A 14543-nucleotide genomic window follows, 5' to 3' on the forward strand; every position below is an offset into this window, starting at 1 on the left:
GCTGCTGTGCAGCTGAATCCGTGGGCCATGGCCGGCATAGTGCTGGTGGCGGTCCTGACCTTTTACCTGGGGCATCGCTCCTCGAGGTCGGCGGTCAGCACGCACGACTTCCTCGTCGCCCGGCGCACCGTGCGGTCCCGCCGCAACGCCGCGGCGATCTCCGGTGAGTACCTGTCCGCCGCGTCGTTCATGGGCGTCGCCGGCATCGTGCTCAAGGACGGCGCCGACGCGCTGTGGTTCCCGATCGGCTTCACAGCGGGCTATCTCGCGCTGATGCTCTTCGTCGCCGCGCCGCTGCGGCGGTCCGGCGCGTACACGCTGCCGGACTTCGTCGAGATGCGGCTGGGTTCGACGATGCTGCGCCGGGTTTCGACGGCGTTCGTGGTGTTCATCGGGATCCTCTACATGGTCCCGCAGCTCCAGGGCGCCGGCCTGACGCTGGCGACGATCCTGCCCGTCCCCTCCTGGGCGGGCGCGATCCTGGTGACCTGCGTGGTCGGGTTCAACGTTATCGCGGGCGGCATGCGCGCGATAACCGTCGTCCAGGCCTTCCAGTACTGGCTGAAACTGTTCGCCATCGCGGTGCCGACGTTCATCCTGTGCATCGTGTTCCTCGGCGCCGGCCCGCCGGGCAGCGCGCGCCCGCTGGGGCAGCCCGCCCCGCCGACGTTCCCCGAGAACACCACGGTCTCGGTGCAGGCCGATGTCACGCTGAAGGTCACCTCGGTGACCGTGCTCGAGGCGTACGGGCAGGTGGAAGGCGCGCGCGCCAACGGTTTCGCGGTCTGGACGCCGGAGGCCGGGCACAAGGTCGCCAAGGGCACGACGCTGAAGTTCACCGCGGGCACCCCGGTCCCGGTGGTCAGCGACGCGCCTCCGTCCAACGGCGACTGGCTGCGGCCGAGTTCGGGCAGTCTCACCGATCTGCTGCAGGTCTACTCGCTGATCCTCGCGACGTTCCTCGGCACCATGGGCCTGCCGCATGTCCTGGTCCGCTTCTACACCAACCCCGACGGCAAGGCCGCGCGCCGCACGACGGTGCACGTTCTCCTGCTGCTCGGGCTGTTCTACCTGTTCCCGACACTGTTGGGCGCGCTGTCGCGGATGTACGTCCCGGAACTGCTGGTGACCGGGAAGACCGACGCCGCCGTCCTGCTGCTGCCGTCCGCGGTCCTGCCCGGTCTCTGGGGGCAGATCCTGGGCGCGGTGACCGCGGCCGGCGCCTTCGCGGCGTTCCTGTCGAGTTCGTCCGGGCTGCTGGTGAGCGTGGCCGGGGTCGTGTCCACCGACGTGCTGCCCGGCAGGGTCCGCGACTTCCGGGTGGCGACGGCGATCGTGGCGCTGATCCCGTTCGTGCTGGCGATCCTGCTGCCGTCGGAAGACCTCTCGCTTTCGGTCGGGATGTCGTTCGCGCTGGCCGCTTCGACGTTCAGCCCGCTGCTGCTGCTCGGGGTCTGGTGGCGCAAGCTCAGCTGGCCCGGCGCGCTGGCCGGGATGCTCGTCGGCGGCGGCCTGGTGCTGACCGCGCTGGTGGTCAACATCGTCAGCAAGTACACCGGTGGCTGGGCGCCGTGGTTCTCGAACCAGCCCGCGCTGATCACCGTGCCGGCGGCGTTCCTGACCACCTACGTGGTGAGCCGCGCGACCGGCTACGGGCGGCCGGACGACGTCCACGGCGTGATGCTGCGGCTGCACGCGCCCGATCCGCTCGGGTTCATGCGCGATCGCGCGGTCGCCCGGTTCGGGCAGGCCGAAGAGAAGACGCGGACCGCCGGCAAGGGACGCCACCGCAAGTAAACTCACTCTTTCGAGTCGTGACGCTCTACGCAGAGTCGCACCGTTCACTCAAATGGATTGCCCCTCTCGCGCCCCAAGAGGGGCATGATCTTCCGTGACATCGAAATCACCGAATGGTTGAGGTAGATGGGAGGTCCGAAGTGAGTGATACCGAGCAAGGCCTCGGGTCCGATCCGGAATCCGACTGGGAAAAGGTGCAGGCGAGCCCGGAATTCACCGAGCTGCGACGACGGCTCCGGGTATTCGTTTTCCCGGTCTCGGTCCTGTTCCTGCTCTGGTATCTGCTTTACGTGCTCCTCGCCGACTACGCGACCGCGTTCATGGGCACCAAGCTCTTCGGCAACATCACCGTCGGCCTGGTCTTCGGCTTGCTGCAGTTCGTGTCCACCTTCGTCATCACCGGGCTTTATGTCCGGTACGCGAACCGGAAACTCGATCCGCTCGCCGACAAGATCCGGCACGAGGTCGAAGGGACCGAACGGTGAAAACGCTGGCAGCGGGCGTCCAAGGCAGCAATCCGGCGCTCAACATCACCATTTTCGCGGTGTTCGTCGCGATCACACTGGTGATCGTTTTCCGGGCGAGCAGGAATACGAAGACCGCGTCCGACTACTACGCCGCGGGGCGCGCTTTCACCGGCCCGCAGAACGGGATCGCGATCTCGGGCGACTATCTTTCCGCGGCGTCGTTCCTGGGTATCGCCGGGGCGATCGCGATCAACGGGTACGACGGATTCCTCTATTCGATCGGATTCCTCGTCGCCTGGCTGGTGGCGTTGCTGCTGGTCGCGGAACTGCTGCGCAACACCGGCAAGTTCACCATGGGTGACGTCCTGGCGTTCCGGATGAGGCAGCGCCCGGTGCGGGCCGCGGCCGCGATCTCCACCCTCGCCGTCTCGTTCTTCTACCTGCTCGCGCAGATGGCCGGGGCGGGCGGTCTGGTGAACCTGCTGCTCGGCATCGAGGGGAACCTCGGCCAGGACCTGGTGATCGCCGTCGTCGGCGTGATCATGATCCTGTACGTGCTGATCGGCGGGATGAAGGGCACCACCTGGGTCCAGATCATCAAGGCCGTCCTGCTCATCGCGGGCGCGTTCGCGATGACGCTGTGGGTGCTCGGGAAGTACGGCTTCAACCTCTCCGACCTGTTCCAGGCCGCCGTCGACAAGGGCGGCAAGGCCGGGGAAGCGCTGCTCGGACCGGGCAAGCAGTACGGCAAGACCGGCACGACGAAACTCGACTTCCTGTCGCTCGGTATCGCGCTGGTCCTCGGGACCGCGGGCCTGCCGCACGTGCTCATGCGCTTCTACACGGTGCCGACAGCGAAGGACGCGCGTCGTTCGGTGGTGTGGGCGATCGCGCTGATCGGCATCTTCTACCTGTTCACGCTGGTGCTCGGCTACGGCGCGGGCGCGCTCGTCGGCCCGGACGTGATCGCGAAGGCGCCGGGGACGACCAACTCGGCGGCGCCGCTGCTGGCACTCGAACTGGGTGGCCCGGTCCTGCTCGGGTTCATCGCGGCGGTGGCGTTCGCGACGATCCTCGCGGTGGTCGCGGGACTGACGATCACCGCATCGGCGTCCTTCGCGCACGACGTCTACGCCAACGTGATCAAGAAGGGCAAGACCGGCCCGGACAGCGAAGTCCGCGTCGCGCGGATCACCGCACTGGTGATCGGCGCGGTCGCGATCGTCGGCGGCATCCTCGCGAAGAACCAGAACGTGGCGTTCCTGGTGGCGCTCGCGTTCGCGGTGGCGGCGTCGGCGAACCTGCCGACGATCCTCTACTCGCTGTTCTGGAAGCGGTTCAACACCCAGGGCGCGCTCTGGAGCATCTACGGCGGGCTGATCGTGTGCGTCATCTTGATCGTCTTCTCGCCGGCTGTTTCGGGTAAGCCAGTCGATGCGAAGACGGGGAAGAGTGCGTCGATGATCCAGGGCGTCGACTTCCACTGGTTCCCGCTCGACAACCCCGGCATCGTCTCGATCCCGATCGCCTTCTTCCTCGGCTGGCTTGGGACGGTGCTGTCCAAGGAACACAACCAGAAGAAGTACGCCGAGATGGAGGTCCGCTCCCTCACCGGTGCGGGCGCCGAAAAGGCCACCCAACACTGATGTTGTTCTTCACGCGCGCGCAACGGGACGGGATGCGAGGATGGCAGGGTGGTGAGCCCTGCTGACATCCCGACCGTCGCCGTCCGTGACCTGCCCAAGGACGGCGTCGCGCTGCTCGACGTCCGCGAGGACGACGAGTGGGCCGCCGGGCACGTCCCGGGCGCCAAGCACATCCCGATGGGTGAACTGCCCGCGCGCGTGGGCGAACTCGACGATCTGCCCGACGACCAGCCGGTCTACGTGATCTGCCGCAGCGGCGGCCGGTCCGCCCGCGCCGCCGCGTGGCTCAACGCGAGCGGCTGGGACGCGGTGAACGTCGCCGGCGGGATGGGATCCTGGAAGCAGGAGGGGCGCCCGATGGTCGGCGACCATCCCGGCGTCGACCCCGAAGTGCTGTAACCGTGCAGCCAGGCCACTACCCGCCGAGGACCCCGGTACCGCCGGTGCGTCCGGCGCCGATGCAGCAGCCGAGGCCCCAGCCGGCTCGTTATCGCGTCCGCTGGGTCGCTTCGCCGCCTCCCGGTGCCTGGCCGCAGCGGCGCGAACCCGTGGCCGAGCGCTACTCCGGTCCGCCGTCCTATCCGGTCCCGCCGCGCTGGGGCTTCCCGAACCTGGTCTGGCGCCGTCCGACCGCGGTCCCCGGGACGGCGTCCGGCGAAGTCACCGCCGGGGAGCGGCTGCGGGTGATCACGCGCAGCCTCCTGCCGGTGCTGTGGACCTTCGCCGCGCTCGCCGTCGTCGCGGCGGCCTCGGAGATCTGGCGCTACGTGCTGCTCGTGCAGAGCCGTGACTCCGCGTTGTCGACGTCCGTCGTCTCGGTGTCCGACAGCTTCGTGATCACCGCGGGCCTGCTCACGACGATCCTTTCGCTGCTGCCGTCCGGGCTCACCGTGTGGTGGCTGCTCGTGGCCAGGCACGCCGCCGCGGACGCCTCCGGCGAGGTGCCGCCGAGGCCGCTGTGGCAGGTGCTGGTGTTCACGCTGGTGCCGGTGGTGAACCTGGTCATGGTGCTGCCGATCGTCGCCGAACTCGAACACGCCGTCCTGCGCCGGACCCGGGAAACGCGGCCGAAGCCGTCGCGGCTCGTGCTGGTCTGGTGGGGTGTCTGGGCGCTCAACTGGCTGCTGCTCGGGCTCGTCATCGTCTGGCGGTTCCGTGACGGCGTCCAGGCGCTGGCCGACGGGGTCGTGCTGGTCGCGCTGACCGATCTGGCCGCGGCCGGGCTGGCGGTGGTGACGGCGCTGCTCGTGAAGCGCATGTCCGGCCTGCTCGCGCCTGTGGCGGAGAAGCGGCTTCGCCTGCTTCGCGTGCTGAAGGTGGACGGCGCCCCGGACCCGGAACGCCGCGAACGCCCCGCCGCTTCCGTGCGCTGACCTGCTTTGCCACCAACTGTCGAATGCGGATCCACGCACCCTGCCGAAGGCCGATCGGTCGGTAACATGGAGGTATGAACAGCGAGCAGCAGGAGTGTGACCTGCCGGCCGGGGAGACCCGCCGGGCCAGGCCTGCTGTGCTCGGTCTGTACAAGCCGTCCGCCACGAAGGCTGTCACGGGGCGTTTTCACCTGGGGTGAAAACAAGGCTCACCGGTCATGGAATCCGGAGGCCTGGGCCGGTCACGGACGAGACACCGAAGACCTACTCGTTGCCATCGTTCCTGGGGATGCTCGATCTTCCCGCTGACGCGTCCGAGAACGTGAAGGCCACCGCGGAAAGGCTGAAGACGGTCGAGGTGGCCACGGTGGACCGGCGGCATTTCGAGCACATCAAGCCGGTGCACGTCTCCCACTTCACGCTCTACCCCGAAACTGCCGACTGACCTGCTCCAAGTACGTGAAGGACCCCTTCACAGCGCTAGGCGCAATGAAGGGCCCCTTCACGTACCTCAAGCAAACGGGCCCCGGAACCGAGCAGGTCCAGCCTCGTGAGTGGCTAGGGCGGTTAGAACCGTCCTAGCCACTCACGAGGCTTTCAGCGCGTGGTGACGGGGAGCGAGTGCAGGCCTCGGATCACGAACTCCGGCCGCCGTTCCGGTGTCTCCGCGAGCTCCAGACCAGGCAGCTTCGTGGCAAGCGAGGTCAGCGCGGCCGCGATCTCCACCCGCGCGAGCGGGGCCCCGACGCAGTAGTGGATGCCCATGCCGAAGCCGAGATGCGCGTTCGGCGTGCGGCCGATGTCGAGGGTGTCGGGCCGGTCGAACACCTTCGGGTCCCGTGCGGCGGCGCCGAGGAGCGCGCCGATCTTCTCGCCCTCGGCCACCCGGAACCCGGCGATCTCGACGTCGGCGGTCGCCGTCCGCTCGAAGAGCTGCAGCGGCGCGTCGAAGCGGATCAGTTCCTCGACGCACGGCTCCATGAGCTCCGGGGAGGCCACCAGCCGCTCCCACTGGTCCCGATGGGTCAGCAGCGCGCTGACGCCGTTCCCGATCACGTTCACCGTCGCCTCGTGCCCGGCCATCAGCAGCAGGACCGCGGTCGCGACCAGTTCGTCCTCGGTGAGTTCGCTGCGCAGGAGATCGCTGACGATGTCTTCGCCGGGGGAGTTCGCGCGCTGCTTCGCGACGCCACGCAGGTACTCGACGAACTCCGAGGCCGCGGCTTCGGCGGCGTCGCGCTTGTCCTCGGCTAGCCCGTACTCGTACATCTTGACGATGTGGTTCGACAGGGTGACCATGCGCGGCCCGTCCTCGATCGGGACGCCCAGGAGCTCCGCGATGACCGCGACCGGCAGCGGCTGCGCGAGGTGCGCCAGCAGATCGGCCGAGCCGGTCTCGGCGATCTCGGCGGCGAGGCCGTCGACCATGCCGTCCGCGAGTTCGCCGACCATCGGCCGCAGCCGCTGGACGTGCCCGCGCCCGAAAGCGCCCGCGATCACGCGCCGCAGCCGGGTGTGGGCGGGCGGCTCGTTCTCCAGCAGCGAGTTGCGGTGCAGCAGGTTGAACGACGCGAACCGCTCCACCGGCAGCGCGTCCTGCCAGATCCGGCCCAGCCCCCGGTGCCTCAGGACGGCGGCCGACGCCGCGTGCGACACCGCCACGGCGATACCGAGGCCGTCGTGCCGGTGGACTTCGCCGCGCTCGCGGAGTTCGGCGAAGTACGGATACGGATTCGCGAGGAAGGCCGGGTCGGCGAGGTCGAACACGTCCCGACTGTAGCCGCGCCGCGCCGGGAGCCCGTCCCGGCGCGGCGCGAGGGTCACAGATGCAGCCAGAGGCCCAGGTGCAGGCCGATGCCGTGGTGGTGGTGCCCGTGGTGGCCGACGCACAGCAGCAGGCAGTGGCGCGCCTGGTCGGTCGATTCGGACTGTGGCGCGGCCGATGCCGTACCCACGGCGGGCCCGGCCAGCATCAGCCCGAGTGCCACGGGAAACGCGGCCAACGCGGCCCGGCGTTTCGAGGTGCTCATCTGTGATCCCTTCTCCGCACGACGACGCCGGATGGCGCCGAGATCGAGTATTCGGGGAGGTAGGGGGAAAACGGCAGGCTGATCACCCGCGATTAGATCGTCCGGATGATGACAACCATTTTCAGTCACGTTTGCGTGATACACGATCGGCCGCTGAAACCGGCCGATCCGGTCAACCCGGCGGCCGGTGGGGTGTTCATCCGCGATGGTTTCGTTACCAACCCCGCTGAACCTCGGACAGGGCATGGCGTCTCTAGGAATGTCGGAACGCGGTAGCGCGGGACGGCAAGGGGGACTGCCGTGGCCGTCTGGTCCGGAAGTGAAACGAACTCATTCGAACTGGGGTATTTCCATGCGTATTCGTCATGCCGTTTTCGCCGGGGTCACCGCCGCCGCGCTCGCGCTGCTGCCCGCGACCGCTTTCGCCACCGAAGCACCGGTCGAGATGCCGGAGAAGCCGAAGGGCACCAAGTTCTGGGTGTCGCCGAAGACCGTCGAGGTGGGCGGAAAGGTGACCGCGCAGGGCCGCTGCGTCACGCCGCACGGCTTCTCGATCGTCGCGCCGGACGGGTTCACGCAGGTCGCCGACAAGTCGGTCAAGCGTGCCGGTGGCACCGACGTCAAGGTGACCTTCCAGCTGCGGCCGAGCGTCAAGCCCGGCGATCACCTGTTCGTCCTGCTGTGCGACACCGTCGAGCCCGCCGCGACGGTGAAGGTCGTCCCGGCGACGAAGAAGGAGCCGGTCAAGAAGGAAGCACCGAAGCAGGTTTCGAAGGTTCCCGCCGGTGCGCCGCAGACCGGTGGCGGGCCCGTCGACGAGCCGTCTTCGGCCGGTTGGCTGATCGCCGGGCTGGCCGGAGCGGGGGTGGCGGGCGCCGGTGGCGCGGTCCTGATGCGCCGTCGTCCGGCCTCGCGGTCCTGATCGCGCGCGGGAAGGGCGGGGGCCTTACGAGGCGCACGCCCTTCCCGCGATAGCGTTCCGAACCGAGCTTGAGGAGGCTGACGTGGGCAAGGGTTCGCGCAAGAAGGGTCCCAAGACGACCTCGGATCGCAAGCCGAAGGTGCGCGACGTCTTCGTCGGCCAGCCCTTCGAGGGACTCGCGGCGGAGACCGAACTGATCGCGCTGCGCGAGTTCGTCCCGTCGGCGACGGCCGCGCTCACGCTGAAGGGCTCCGGCGAGAAGGTCACCCTCGGCACGGTGCTGCCGATGGCGGCGGCCGCGTTCGTCCGGTCCGACGGCGAGCGCTACGTCGGGATGCAGGTGCAGACCCGGTCCTCGGACATCAGCCGCGACCTCGGCCGCGCGCTCCAGTGGGTGCTCGACGCCAAGGAGGGTGACGTCCTGTCCGTGCCGGACACCACGACGCCGCCCACCGCCGAAGAGAAGGCCCGCCTGCAGGACCTGCTCGAAACGAGCGTCGAACTCGACGCCACGCTCTACAACGACTTCGCCTGGTGGCTGCCCGAGGACGCCGACGCGAGCGGCGACGTCGCGCTGTCCCTCGAGCGCGCGAACGCGGCGATCATGCCGACCGAGCGTCTCGGCGCGGGTGCCTACTGGGTGCTCGCCGGCGAGAAGGCGCACCTGCGCTGGGTCCGCCCCGAACCGGAGAACCTGCTGCTGCAAGCGCTTGCGCGGCTGTCCGCGGCCGGTGAGCTGGGCCTCGGCGAAGGCTCCCGCTACGCCGGTTCGTTCCGCGCGCACGGGCTGCTCGTCCCGGTGTGGGACCTCGACCCCGAGGCCCACGCCCGCGAGTGGGCCGACGCGAAGGACCAGCTCGGCGTCCGGCTCGACGCCGCGCTGAAGTCCCTCGACACCGAGCCGCTCAACGCCACCGAGCGCCGCTCGCGCGACGGCCTGATCGGCCGCCAGCTCACCATCCGCTGACCCGTTCCCCGCGTTTCGTCCTCTGAACGCGGTAGTCGCACGCGCGACCACCGCGTTCAGAGGACGAAGTGCGCGAGGATGGTCGCGTGATTCTTCATATCTGCACCGAGGGCGAGTGGGCCGCCGTGCCCGAAGGCGGCGTCTACACCGCCGCGTCGCTCGACTCCGACGGCTTCATCCACTGCTCGGACCCGGGAACGGCGCATATCCCGGCCAACGCCGTGTTCCCCGGTCGCACCGACCTGGTGCTGCTGGAGATCGACCCGGCGCTCGTCGGCGCGCCCGTCGTCTGGGAGGACGGCGACCCGCCGCATCCGGCGGGTATCCAGTTCCCCCATGTGTACGGTCCGATACCGCGTAACGCCGTGGTGGCCGTGCACGAATTCCCTGTTCAGAGGGATGGTTCGTTCAGAATTCCCGAGTCCGTGTCGAGACGTTGACGACGGCAACGCCTCGGGGGGACGGACGTCTCTCGAACTGGTTCGCGGCAAGAGACAACCTGTGGGGGCGGTCATGCGTTTCGGGAGAGGTGAGCCAGGTGGACCTGGCCGTGTGACCCCGGGAGGAGGCGATACGGTGACCGCTGCCGCGACGGTCATCCCGGGGACGGACGTCTGGGGGGCCGGCGAAAGCCGAGGGAGAGAAGTGCCGGGCGAGCTCACCGACTTCGGCGACTTCGTGCAGGCCAGCCTTCCGGGCCTGCTGAGGTACGGCCACGCCCTCACCGGGAACCCGCACGACGCCGCCGACCTGGTCCAGACCGTGCTGGAGAAGATCGGCTCCCGCTGGTCCTACGTCCAGCACAAGACCGGTGACCCGATGGCCTACATCCGCCGTTCGATGGCCAACGCGCACATCAGCCGCTGGCGCCGGACCAAACGGGAGAGCCTGGTCGCCGACCTGCCGGACACCCAGCCGTACAGTCCGGCGGACCCGTTCGAGCACGAGCCGCTGTGGCAGGCGTTACGGGCGCTGCCGCCGAGGCAACGCGCGGTGATGGTCCTGCGTTACTACGAAGGGCTGTCCGAAGCGGAGATCGCGGATTCGCTCGGCGTCAGCCAGGGCACCGTCAAAAGCCAGGCGAGCAAGGCGATCGCGTCGCTGCGCACGAAGCTCGCCCTGTTCGAGCCCAAGGACGAAGGGAGGGAAGCGGGATGAACATGTCCGAAGAGGACGTGCAGCAGAAGCTGCGCGACCTGTTCTCTGATGAACGGCTGGGCGCGTCTTCCACGCTGAATCCCGAGACGATCGTCGCGGGCGCCCGTCGCCGCCGCCGTCGCCGTCAGCTGATGCAGACGACGAGCGGGATGGCCGCCGCGGTGGTCATGCTGGGCGGCGGACTCACGGTCTTCACGATCCACGACACGGACAACGGCGCGGCCTTCCCCGGCGACCAGCTCACCATGGGAGCGGCCTCGTCGAGCCTGGTGCGGCCGGGACCGGGGACCGCGGTGCCACCGCCGTCCTCGGCGGCGGAGCCACCGGACCCGACGACCGTGCCGCCGCATTCGACGGTCTCCGATGGGCCCGTCAAGCCACCGAAGAGCACCGCCGCCACGAAGCCGCCCGCACCGGGCAAGGTGACCACTGGCGCGCTGCTGACCTCCGCCGGCTTCGGCAAGCTCCGGCTCGGGATGAGCGAGCCCGAGGCGGAAGCCACGGCCGGTCCGCTGCGGGCGAAAGAGGTCCGGGGCGCCTGTACGTACGGCTACGCGGAAGGGGCCGCCGTTCCGGGGCCGACGTCGGTGTCGCTGACCGAGGCCGACGGGATCACCGTCATCAACCCGGCGGGCACGGTGCACACCCCGGAGGGGATCGGCGTCGGCTCGACCGAGGCGGACATCCTCGCCGCCTATCCCGGCAGCACCAAGGACGGCGGCGCCTACGTCGCGCCTGTCAGCGCTGTGAGCGCGTACCGGATCTTCGTGGCCAAGGACGGGTCGGCCGTCAGCATCCTGCTGACCAGCATCAACCAGGACTGCCAGTTCAGCTGAGGCCGAAGTGGCCGCGCGCAAGAGAAAACCCGGGCTGCTCCAAGGGGGAGAGCCCGGGTTTTCCCTGTGGTGGGAGCGTTGGTCAGTGCGTCAGAGCGCGCCGCCCGCGACGGGGGGCATGCTCGAGTCGACGCCGCCGTCACCGATGGATTCGCGGTGCAGGTGGTTCTCCACCTCGAACAGATTGCCGTCGGCGCGCTTGACGATGTTGAGCAGCGTGGACATCTGGGAGATCTCTTCGACCTGCTCCTTGAGGAACCACTGCGTGAACTGCTCGCCGATGTAGTCCTCTTCGGCGCGGGCGGCCTTGGCCAGCTGCTGGATGTCGGTCGCGACGTCCTTCTCCTGCTGCAGCGCGAGCTCGATGAGCTCACGGACGTCGGAGAAGTCGTTGCGCACGTCGCCGGTGCCGGGGATCTCCACGTGGTGGTCGGTGTCCAGCATGTACTGGATCAGCGCCATCCCGTGGTTCCGCTCTTCGACGGACTGCTTGTAGAAGTGCTTCGCGAGCTGCGGCAGGTCCTCGGCGTCGAACCAGACCGCCAGCGCGATGTACTGCTGGGAGGCGTTGAACTCGTTGTGGATCTGCGCCTGCAGCAGTTCGTAGAACTTCGAGCGCGGTTGCTTCTTAGTGAGGGCCATGTGTTCGACGATACGTCATGTCCCTATTCGATTTCCACTTTTACCTGGTGATCTGCCCCCTATTAGGTTACCATTCCCAATACATAGGCCCACCTCAATTAAGTAAGCCTTCCCTAATCAATGGCAATCGATTAGGGAAGGCTTACTTAATTTCTGTTTCAGATGCTTTCGCGCCGGATCGGGCACGACATGCAGCGCGGCCCGCCGCGGCCGGAGCCCAGCTCGGAGCCGGTGATGGCCAGTACCTCGATCCCGGCTTCCGCCAGGCGCGCGTTGGTTTCCACATTACGTTCGTACCCGACGACGACGCCGGGGGCGAGCGCGAGAGTGTTGTTGCCGTCGTCCCATTGCTCGCGTTCCGCGGTGATCGGGTCGAGTCCGGTGTCGATGACGCGAAGCCGCTCGATTCCCATTGCTTCGGCGGCGGCGGTGAGGAATGGGGCCGGGCCTTCCACCTTCACGGAACCGTCGTCGGTGGGCCGCATGGTGAACGCGGTCAGTGAATCGCGGGAAAGCGGGTACATAACTACGGCGTCGGCCGCGACCATCGTGCAGACGGTGTCCAGATGCATCGTCGCGCGGGTCTGCTGGATCGGGACGGCGAGCACGGTGTGCGCGATCCCGTCGGCGAACACCGAACGCGCCAGCGACTCCGCGCCCGCCGCGGTGGTCCGCTCGCCGACGCCGATCGCCAGGACACCCGGCGAGAGCAGCATGACGTCGCCGCCCTCGATCGGCGCCGAATGCGCGCCGTACGCGCGGGACGCGTGGCGGAACCACGGGTGGTAGGCGTAGATCAGGTCCAGCACAGCGGTCTCGCGGACACGGGCGGGCATGGTGAGAGAGGAGACCGCGACCCGGTTGCCGATCCACGCCGACGAGTCGCGGGTGAACAGCAGGTTCGGCAGCGGATCGACGGCGAAGTCGTTCGGGTGGTTCATCAGCCGGACCAGCGAGGCGCCCTCGGCGGCGGGCAGTTCCTCGAAGGTCATCCCCGCCATCAGGACCTCGGCCAGCACCGCGGGCGAGACGCTCGACAGGTGGGAACGGAGCGAATCGGCCAGGTCGGGCCCGAGCCGCCGCTCGTCGACGGCCGCGTGCACGCCGGCCGCGTGGGCACGGGTGTCGCCGAGCGCCGTGCGCAGCGCGTCGGCCAGCAGCAGCACCTCGACACCGCGGCCGCGCAGCACCTCGGCGAACGCGTCGTGCTCCTCCTGCGCGCGGTCCACCCAAGGGATGGAATCGAACAGGAGCTGGTCGTTGTTGCGAGGCGTGAGCCTTTTGAGCTCGTTGCCGGGCCGGTGCAGCAGTACCGCGCGCAGGGGGCCGACTTCGCTGTCAACTCGGGGTGGAGTCGTCTCGTCAATCACGGGTTCACAGTAGCTAGGGAAGCCAGGAAACTCGCCCCTTGAGCAGCGCGTATCCGACGAAGGAAACGAAATCCAGCGCGGTGTGCGCGGCGATCAGCGGCCACAGCCGGTTCGTCTTCTGCCACAGCCTGCCGAACACCAGGCCCATCACCACGTTGCCGACGAAACCGCCGAATCCCTGATACAGGTGATAAGACCCGCGAAGTACGGACGACGCGACCAGTGAGGTGTTCTCGCGCAGCCCGAGCTGCCGCAGCCGGGTCAGCAGATACGCGACGACGAGCACCTCTTCGGCGAACGCGTTCCCGAAGGCCGACAACGTCAGCGTGATCGGGCGCCACCACGTTTCGCCCAAAGTGGACGGTTGTACCGACAGGCTGAACCCGAGGCCGTAGGAGAGGAAGTACAGCCCCAGCCCCGGAATCCCGATCACCGCCGCGAGCAGGAGCCCGTGCAGGACGTCGCGGCCGGGACGTCGCCTGTCGAGCCCGACCTCCGCGAGCTTCATCCCGCCGCGCCACAACAGGTACAGCCCGAGCGCGCCCCAGCCGACCAGCTGGCCCACGCTCAGGAGCTGCTTGAGCAGGTCGACCAGGCTCAGCGTCGCCTGGGGGACGTTGAGCTGGGCCTGTTGCTGCGCCAGCGGGACAGGCTGCAGCAGTGAGTCCACAAGGGACAGCAGGCTGCGCAGCCCGGACAGGCCGAGGGTGATGCCGAAGACGACGACCAGTTCGATGACGATCGCGCGGCGGCGCGCCGGGTCTTCCACGAACTCCGGCAGCGCCGGGCGTTCGGGACGCAGCCAGCTCATCCCGCACAAGCTACCGTCGGGTCATGCCCAGGAGTATCGCGACCAACGAAAACGTCGACCGTGCCGAGCTCGTCGACTTCCTGACCACCCGTCACCGCGCCATCCTGATGACCACCAAGGCCGACGGCGGCCCGCAGCTCTCCCCGGTGACCTGCGGCGTCGACGGCGAAGGCCGTCTCGTCATCGCCACGTACCCGAAGCGCGCGAAGGTCGTCAACGTGCGACGCGAGCCGAAGGTGTCCGCCTGCGTCCTGTCCGACGAGTGGAACGGCCAGTGGGTCCAGTTGAACGGCACCGCCGAGGTGCTCGACCTCCCCGACTCGGTCGAGCCGCTGGTCGACTACTTCCGCGCGATCTCGGGTGAGCACCCCGACTGGGACGAGTACCGCGAAGCGATGGTGAAGCAGGGCAAGAGCATCATCCGCGTCACCATCGACTCGTGGGGGCCGATCGCCAAGGGCGGTTTCCCGGCGGAGCTGGCCTAGCGAGACACAACGAGGTCTCCCCAAGGGCGCCCTGCGCCC

At 68.5% G+C, this 14543-nt stretch carries 17 protein-coding genes; 12 read left to right on the forward strand and 5 right to left on the reverse strand.

Annotated elements, in window-relative coordinates; all coding sequences use genetic code 11:
- Positions 1 to 6: 6 nt before the first annotated feature.
- The 6 genes from ACZ6YV_RS04765 to ACZ6YV_RS04790 all read left to right on the forward strand — a co-directional run bounded on the left by ACZ6YV_RS04765 (position 7) and on the right by ACZ6YV_RS04790 (position 5728).
- Complete coding sequence (locus ACZ6YV_RS04765; RefSeq protein WP_465508319.1) at positions 7 to 1797, forward strand: sodium/solute symporter; 1791 nt, start codon at positions 7 to 9, stop codon at positions 1795 to 1797.
- A 140-nt stretch (positions 1798 to 1937) separates the two neighbouring features.
- A complete protein-coding gene (locus tag ACZ6YV_RS04770; protein ID WP_465508320.1) occupies positions 1938 to 2282 on the forward strand; it encodes a DUF485 domain-containing protein in 345 nt (114 codons plus the stop codon).
- Positions 2279 to 3910 (forward strand): solute symporter family protein, encoded by a 1632-nt coding sequence (locus ACZ6YV_RS04775; RefSeq protein ID WP_465508321.1) that lies wholly within the window; start codon positions 2279 to 2281, stop codon positions 3908 to 3910. The genes ACZ6YV_RS04770 and ACZ6YV_RS04775 overlap by 4 nt, the downstream gene beginning before the upstream one ends.
- A 48-nt stretch (positions 3911 to 3958) precedes the next feature.
- Complete coding sequence (locus ACZ6YV_RS04780; RefSeq protein ID WP_465508322.1) at positions 3959 to 4309, forward strand: rhodanese-like domain-containing protein; 351 nt, start codon at positions 3959 to 3961, stop codon at positions 4307 to 4309.
- 59 nt (positions 4310 to 4368) lie between these two features.
- Positions 4369 to 5283 (forward strand): DUF4328 domain-containing protein, encoded by a 915-nt coding sequence (locus ACZ6YV_RS04785; RefSeq protein WP_465508541.1) that lies wholly within the window; start codon positions 4369 to 4371, stop codon positions 5281 to 5283.
- Between the two features lie 289 nt (positions 5284 to 5572).
- Positions 5573 to 5728 (forward strand): hypothetical protein, encoded by a 156-nt coding sequence (locus tag ACZ6YV_RS04790; RefSeq protein WP_465508323.1) that lies wholly within the window; start codon positions 5573 to 5575, stop codon positions 5726 to 5728.
- A 152-nt stretch (positions 5729 to 5880) separates the two neighbouring features.
- Here the strand turns inward: ACZ6YV_RS04790 and ACZ6YV_RS04795 are convergent, their stop codons facing one another.
- Positions 5881 to 7050 carry a cytochrome P450 gene (locus tag ACZ6YV_RS04795; RefSeq protein ID WP_465508324.1) on the reverse strand — a complete coding sequence of 390 codons (1170 nt, stop codon included), beginning with the start codon at positions 7048 to 7050 and terminating at the stop codon, positions 5881 to 5883.
- A 53-nt stretch (positions 7051 to 7103) separates the two neighbouring features.
- Positions 7104 to 7313: a hypothetical protein gene (locus ACZ6YV_RS04800; protein ID WP_465508325.1), complete on the reverse strand. Its 210-nt coding sequence runs from the start codon at positions 7311 to 7313 to the stop codon at positions 7104 to 7106.
- Between the two features lie 352 nt (positions 7314 to 7665).
- On the opposite strand from ACZ6YV_RS04800, the gene ACZ6YV_RS04805 reads away from it, so the two are divergent.
- From ACZ6YV_RS04805 to ACZ6YV_RS04825, 5 genes are all read left to right on the forward strand, one after another.
- Positions 7666 to 8235, forward strand: a complete 570-nt coding sequence (locus ACZ6YV_RS04805) for a hypothetical protein (protein ID WP_465508326.1) — start codon at positions 7666 to 7668, stop codon at positions 8233 to 8235.
- 82 nt (positions 8236 to 8317) lie between these two features.
- A complete protein-coding gene (locus ACZ6YV_RS04810) occupies positions 8318 to 9202 on the forward strand; it encodes a DUF5926 family protein (RefSeq protein ID WP_465508327.1) in 885 nt (294 codons plus the stop codon).
- A gap of 86 nt (positions 9203 to 9288) precedes the next feature.
- Positions 9289 to 9642, forward strand: a complete 354-nt coding sequence (locus tag ACZ6YV_RS04815; RefSeq protein WP_465508328.1) for a DUF952 domain-containing protein — start codon at positions 9289 to 9291, stop codon at positions 9640 to 9642.
- Positions 9643 to 9847: 205 nt separating this feature from the next.
- On the forward strand, positions 9848 to 10360 hold the full coding sequence (locus ACZ6YV_RS04820) for a SigE family RNA polymerase sigma factor (protein WP_465508542.1): 513 nt from the start codon (positions 9848 to 9850) through the stop codon (positions 10358 to 10360).
- The gene (locus tag ACZ6YV_RS04825; RefSeq protein WP_465508329.1) at positions 10357 to 11196 is read left to right on the forward strand and encodes a hypothetical protein; all 840 of its coding nucleotides are present in this window, start codon (positions 10357 to 10359) and stop codon (positions 11194 to 11196) included. The genes ACZ6YV_RS04820 and ACZ6YV_RS04825 overlap by 4 nt, the downstream gene beginning before the upstream one ends.
- Positions 11197 to 11286: 90 nt before the next feature.
- On the opposite strand, the gene ACZ6YV_RS04830 is transcribed toward ACZ6YV_RS04825, so the two are convergent.
- The 3 genes from ACZ6YV_RS04830 to ACZ6YV_RS04840 form a co-directional block, all read right to left on the reverse strand.
- Positions 11287 to 11838, reverse strand: a complete 552-nt coding sequence (locus ACZ6YV_RS04830; protein ID WP_465508330.1) for a ferritin — start codon at positions 11836 to 11838, stop codon at positions 11287 to 11289.
- Positions 11839 to 11996: 158 nt separating this feature from the next.
- Complete coding sequence (locus ACZ6YV_RS04835; RefSeq protein WP_465508331.1) at positions 11997 to 13208, reverse strand: arginine deiminase; 1212 nt, start codon at positions 13206 to 13208, stop codon at positions 11997 to 11999.
- A 13-nt stretch (positions 13209 to 13221) separates the two neighbouring features.
- Positions 13222 to 14019 carry a CPBP family intramembrane glutamic endopeptidase gene (locus tag ACZ6YV_RS04840; RefSeq protein WP_465508332.1) on the reverse strand — a complete coding sequence of 266 codons (798 nt, stop codon included), beginning with the start codon at positions 14017 to 14019 and terminating at the stop codon, positions 13222 to 13224.
- A 23-nt stretch (positions 14020 to 14042) separates the two neighbouring features.
- Between ACZ6YV_RS04840 and ACZ6YV_RS04845 the strand changes: the two genes are divergently transcribed.
- Positions 14043 to 14504, forward strand: coding sequence for a PPOX class F420-dependent oxidoreductase (locus ACZ6YV_RS04845; protein WP_465508333.1), 462 nt, complete (start codon positions 14043 to 14045; stop codon positions 14502 to 14504).
- The last annotated feature ends 39 nt before the right edge of the window (positions 14505 to 14543 follow it).

The organism is Amycolatopsis sp. NPDC102522 (assembly GCF_055584485.1).

Excerpts from the sequence above, each read along its gene's own strand:
- ACZ6YV_RS04785 (WP_465508541.1), top strand. The coding sequence starts at position 4,369 with ATGCAGCAGCCGAGGCCCCAGCCGGCTCGTTATCGCGTCCGCTGGGTC.
- ACZ6YV_RS04790 (WP_465508323.1), top strand. The coding sequence starts at position 5,573 with ATGCTCGATCTTCCCGCTGACGCGTCCGAGAACGTGAAGGCCACCGCG.
- ACZ6YV_RS04800 (WP_465508325.1), bottom strand. The coding sequence starts at position 7,313 with ATGAGCACCTCGAAACGCCGGGCCGCGTTGGCCGCGTTTCCCGTGGCA.
- ACZ6YV_RS04805 (WP_465508326.1), top strand. The coding sequence starts at position 7,666 with ATGCGTATTCGTCATGCCGTTTTCGCCGGGGTCACCGCCGCCGCGCTC.
- ACZ6YV_RS04825 (WP_465508329.1), top strand. The coding sequence starts at position 10,357 with ATGAACATGTCCGAAGAGGACGTGCAGCAGAAGCTGCGCGACCTGTTC.
- ACZ6YV_RS04830 (WP_465508330.1), bottom strand. The coding sequence starts at position 11,838 with ATGGCCCTCACTAAGAAGCAACCGCGCTCGAAGTTCTACGAACTGCTG.
- ACZ6YV_RS04840 (WP_465508332.1), bottom strand. The coding sequence starts at position 14,019 with ATGAGCTGGCTGCGTCCCGAACGCCCGGCGCTGCCGGAGTTCGTGGAA.
- ACZ6YV_RS04845 (WP_465508333.1), top strand. The coding sequence starts at position 14,043 with ATGCCCAGGAGTATCGCGACCAACGAAAACGTCGACCGTGCCGAGCTC.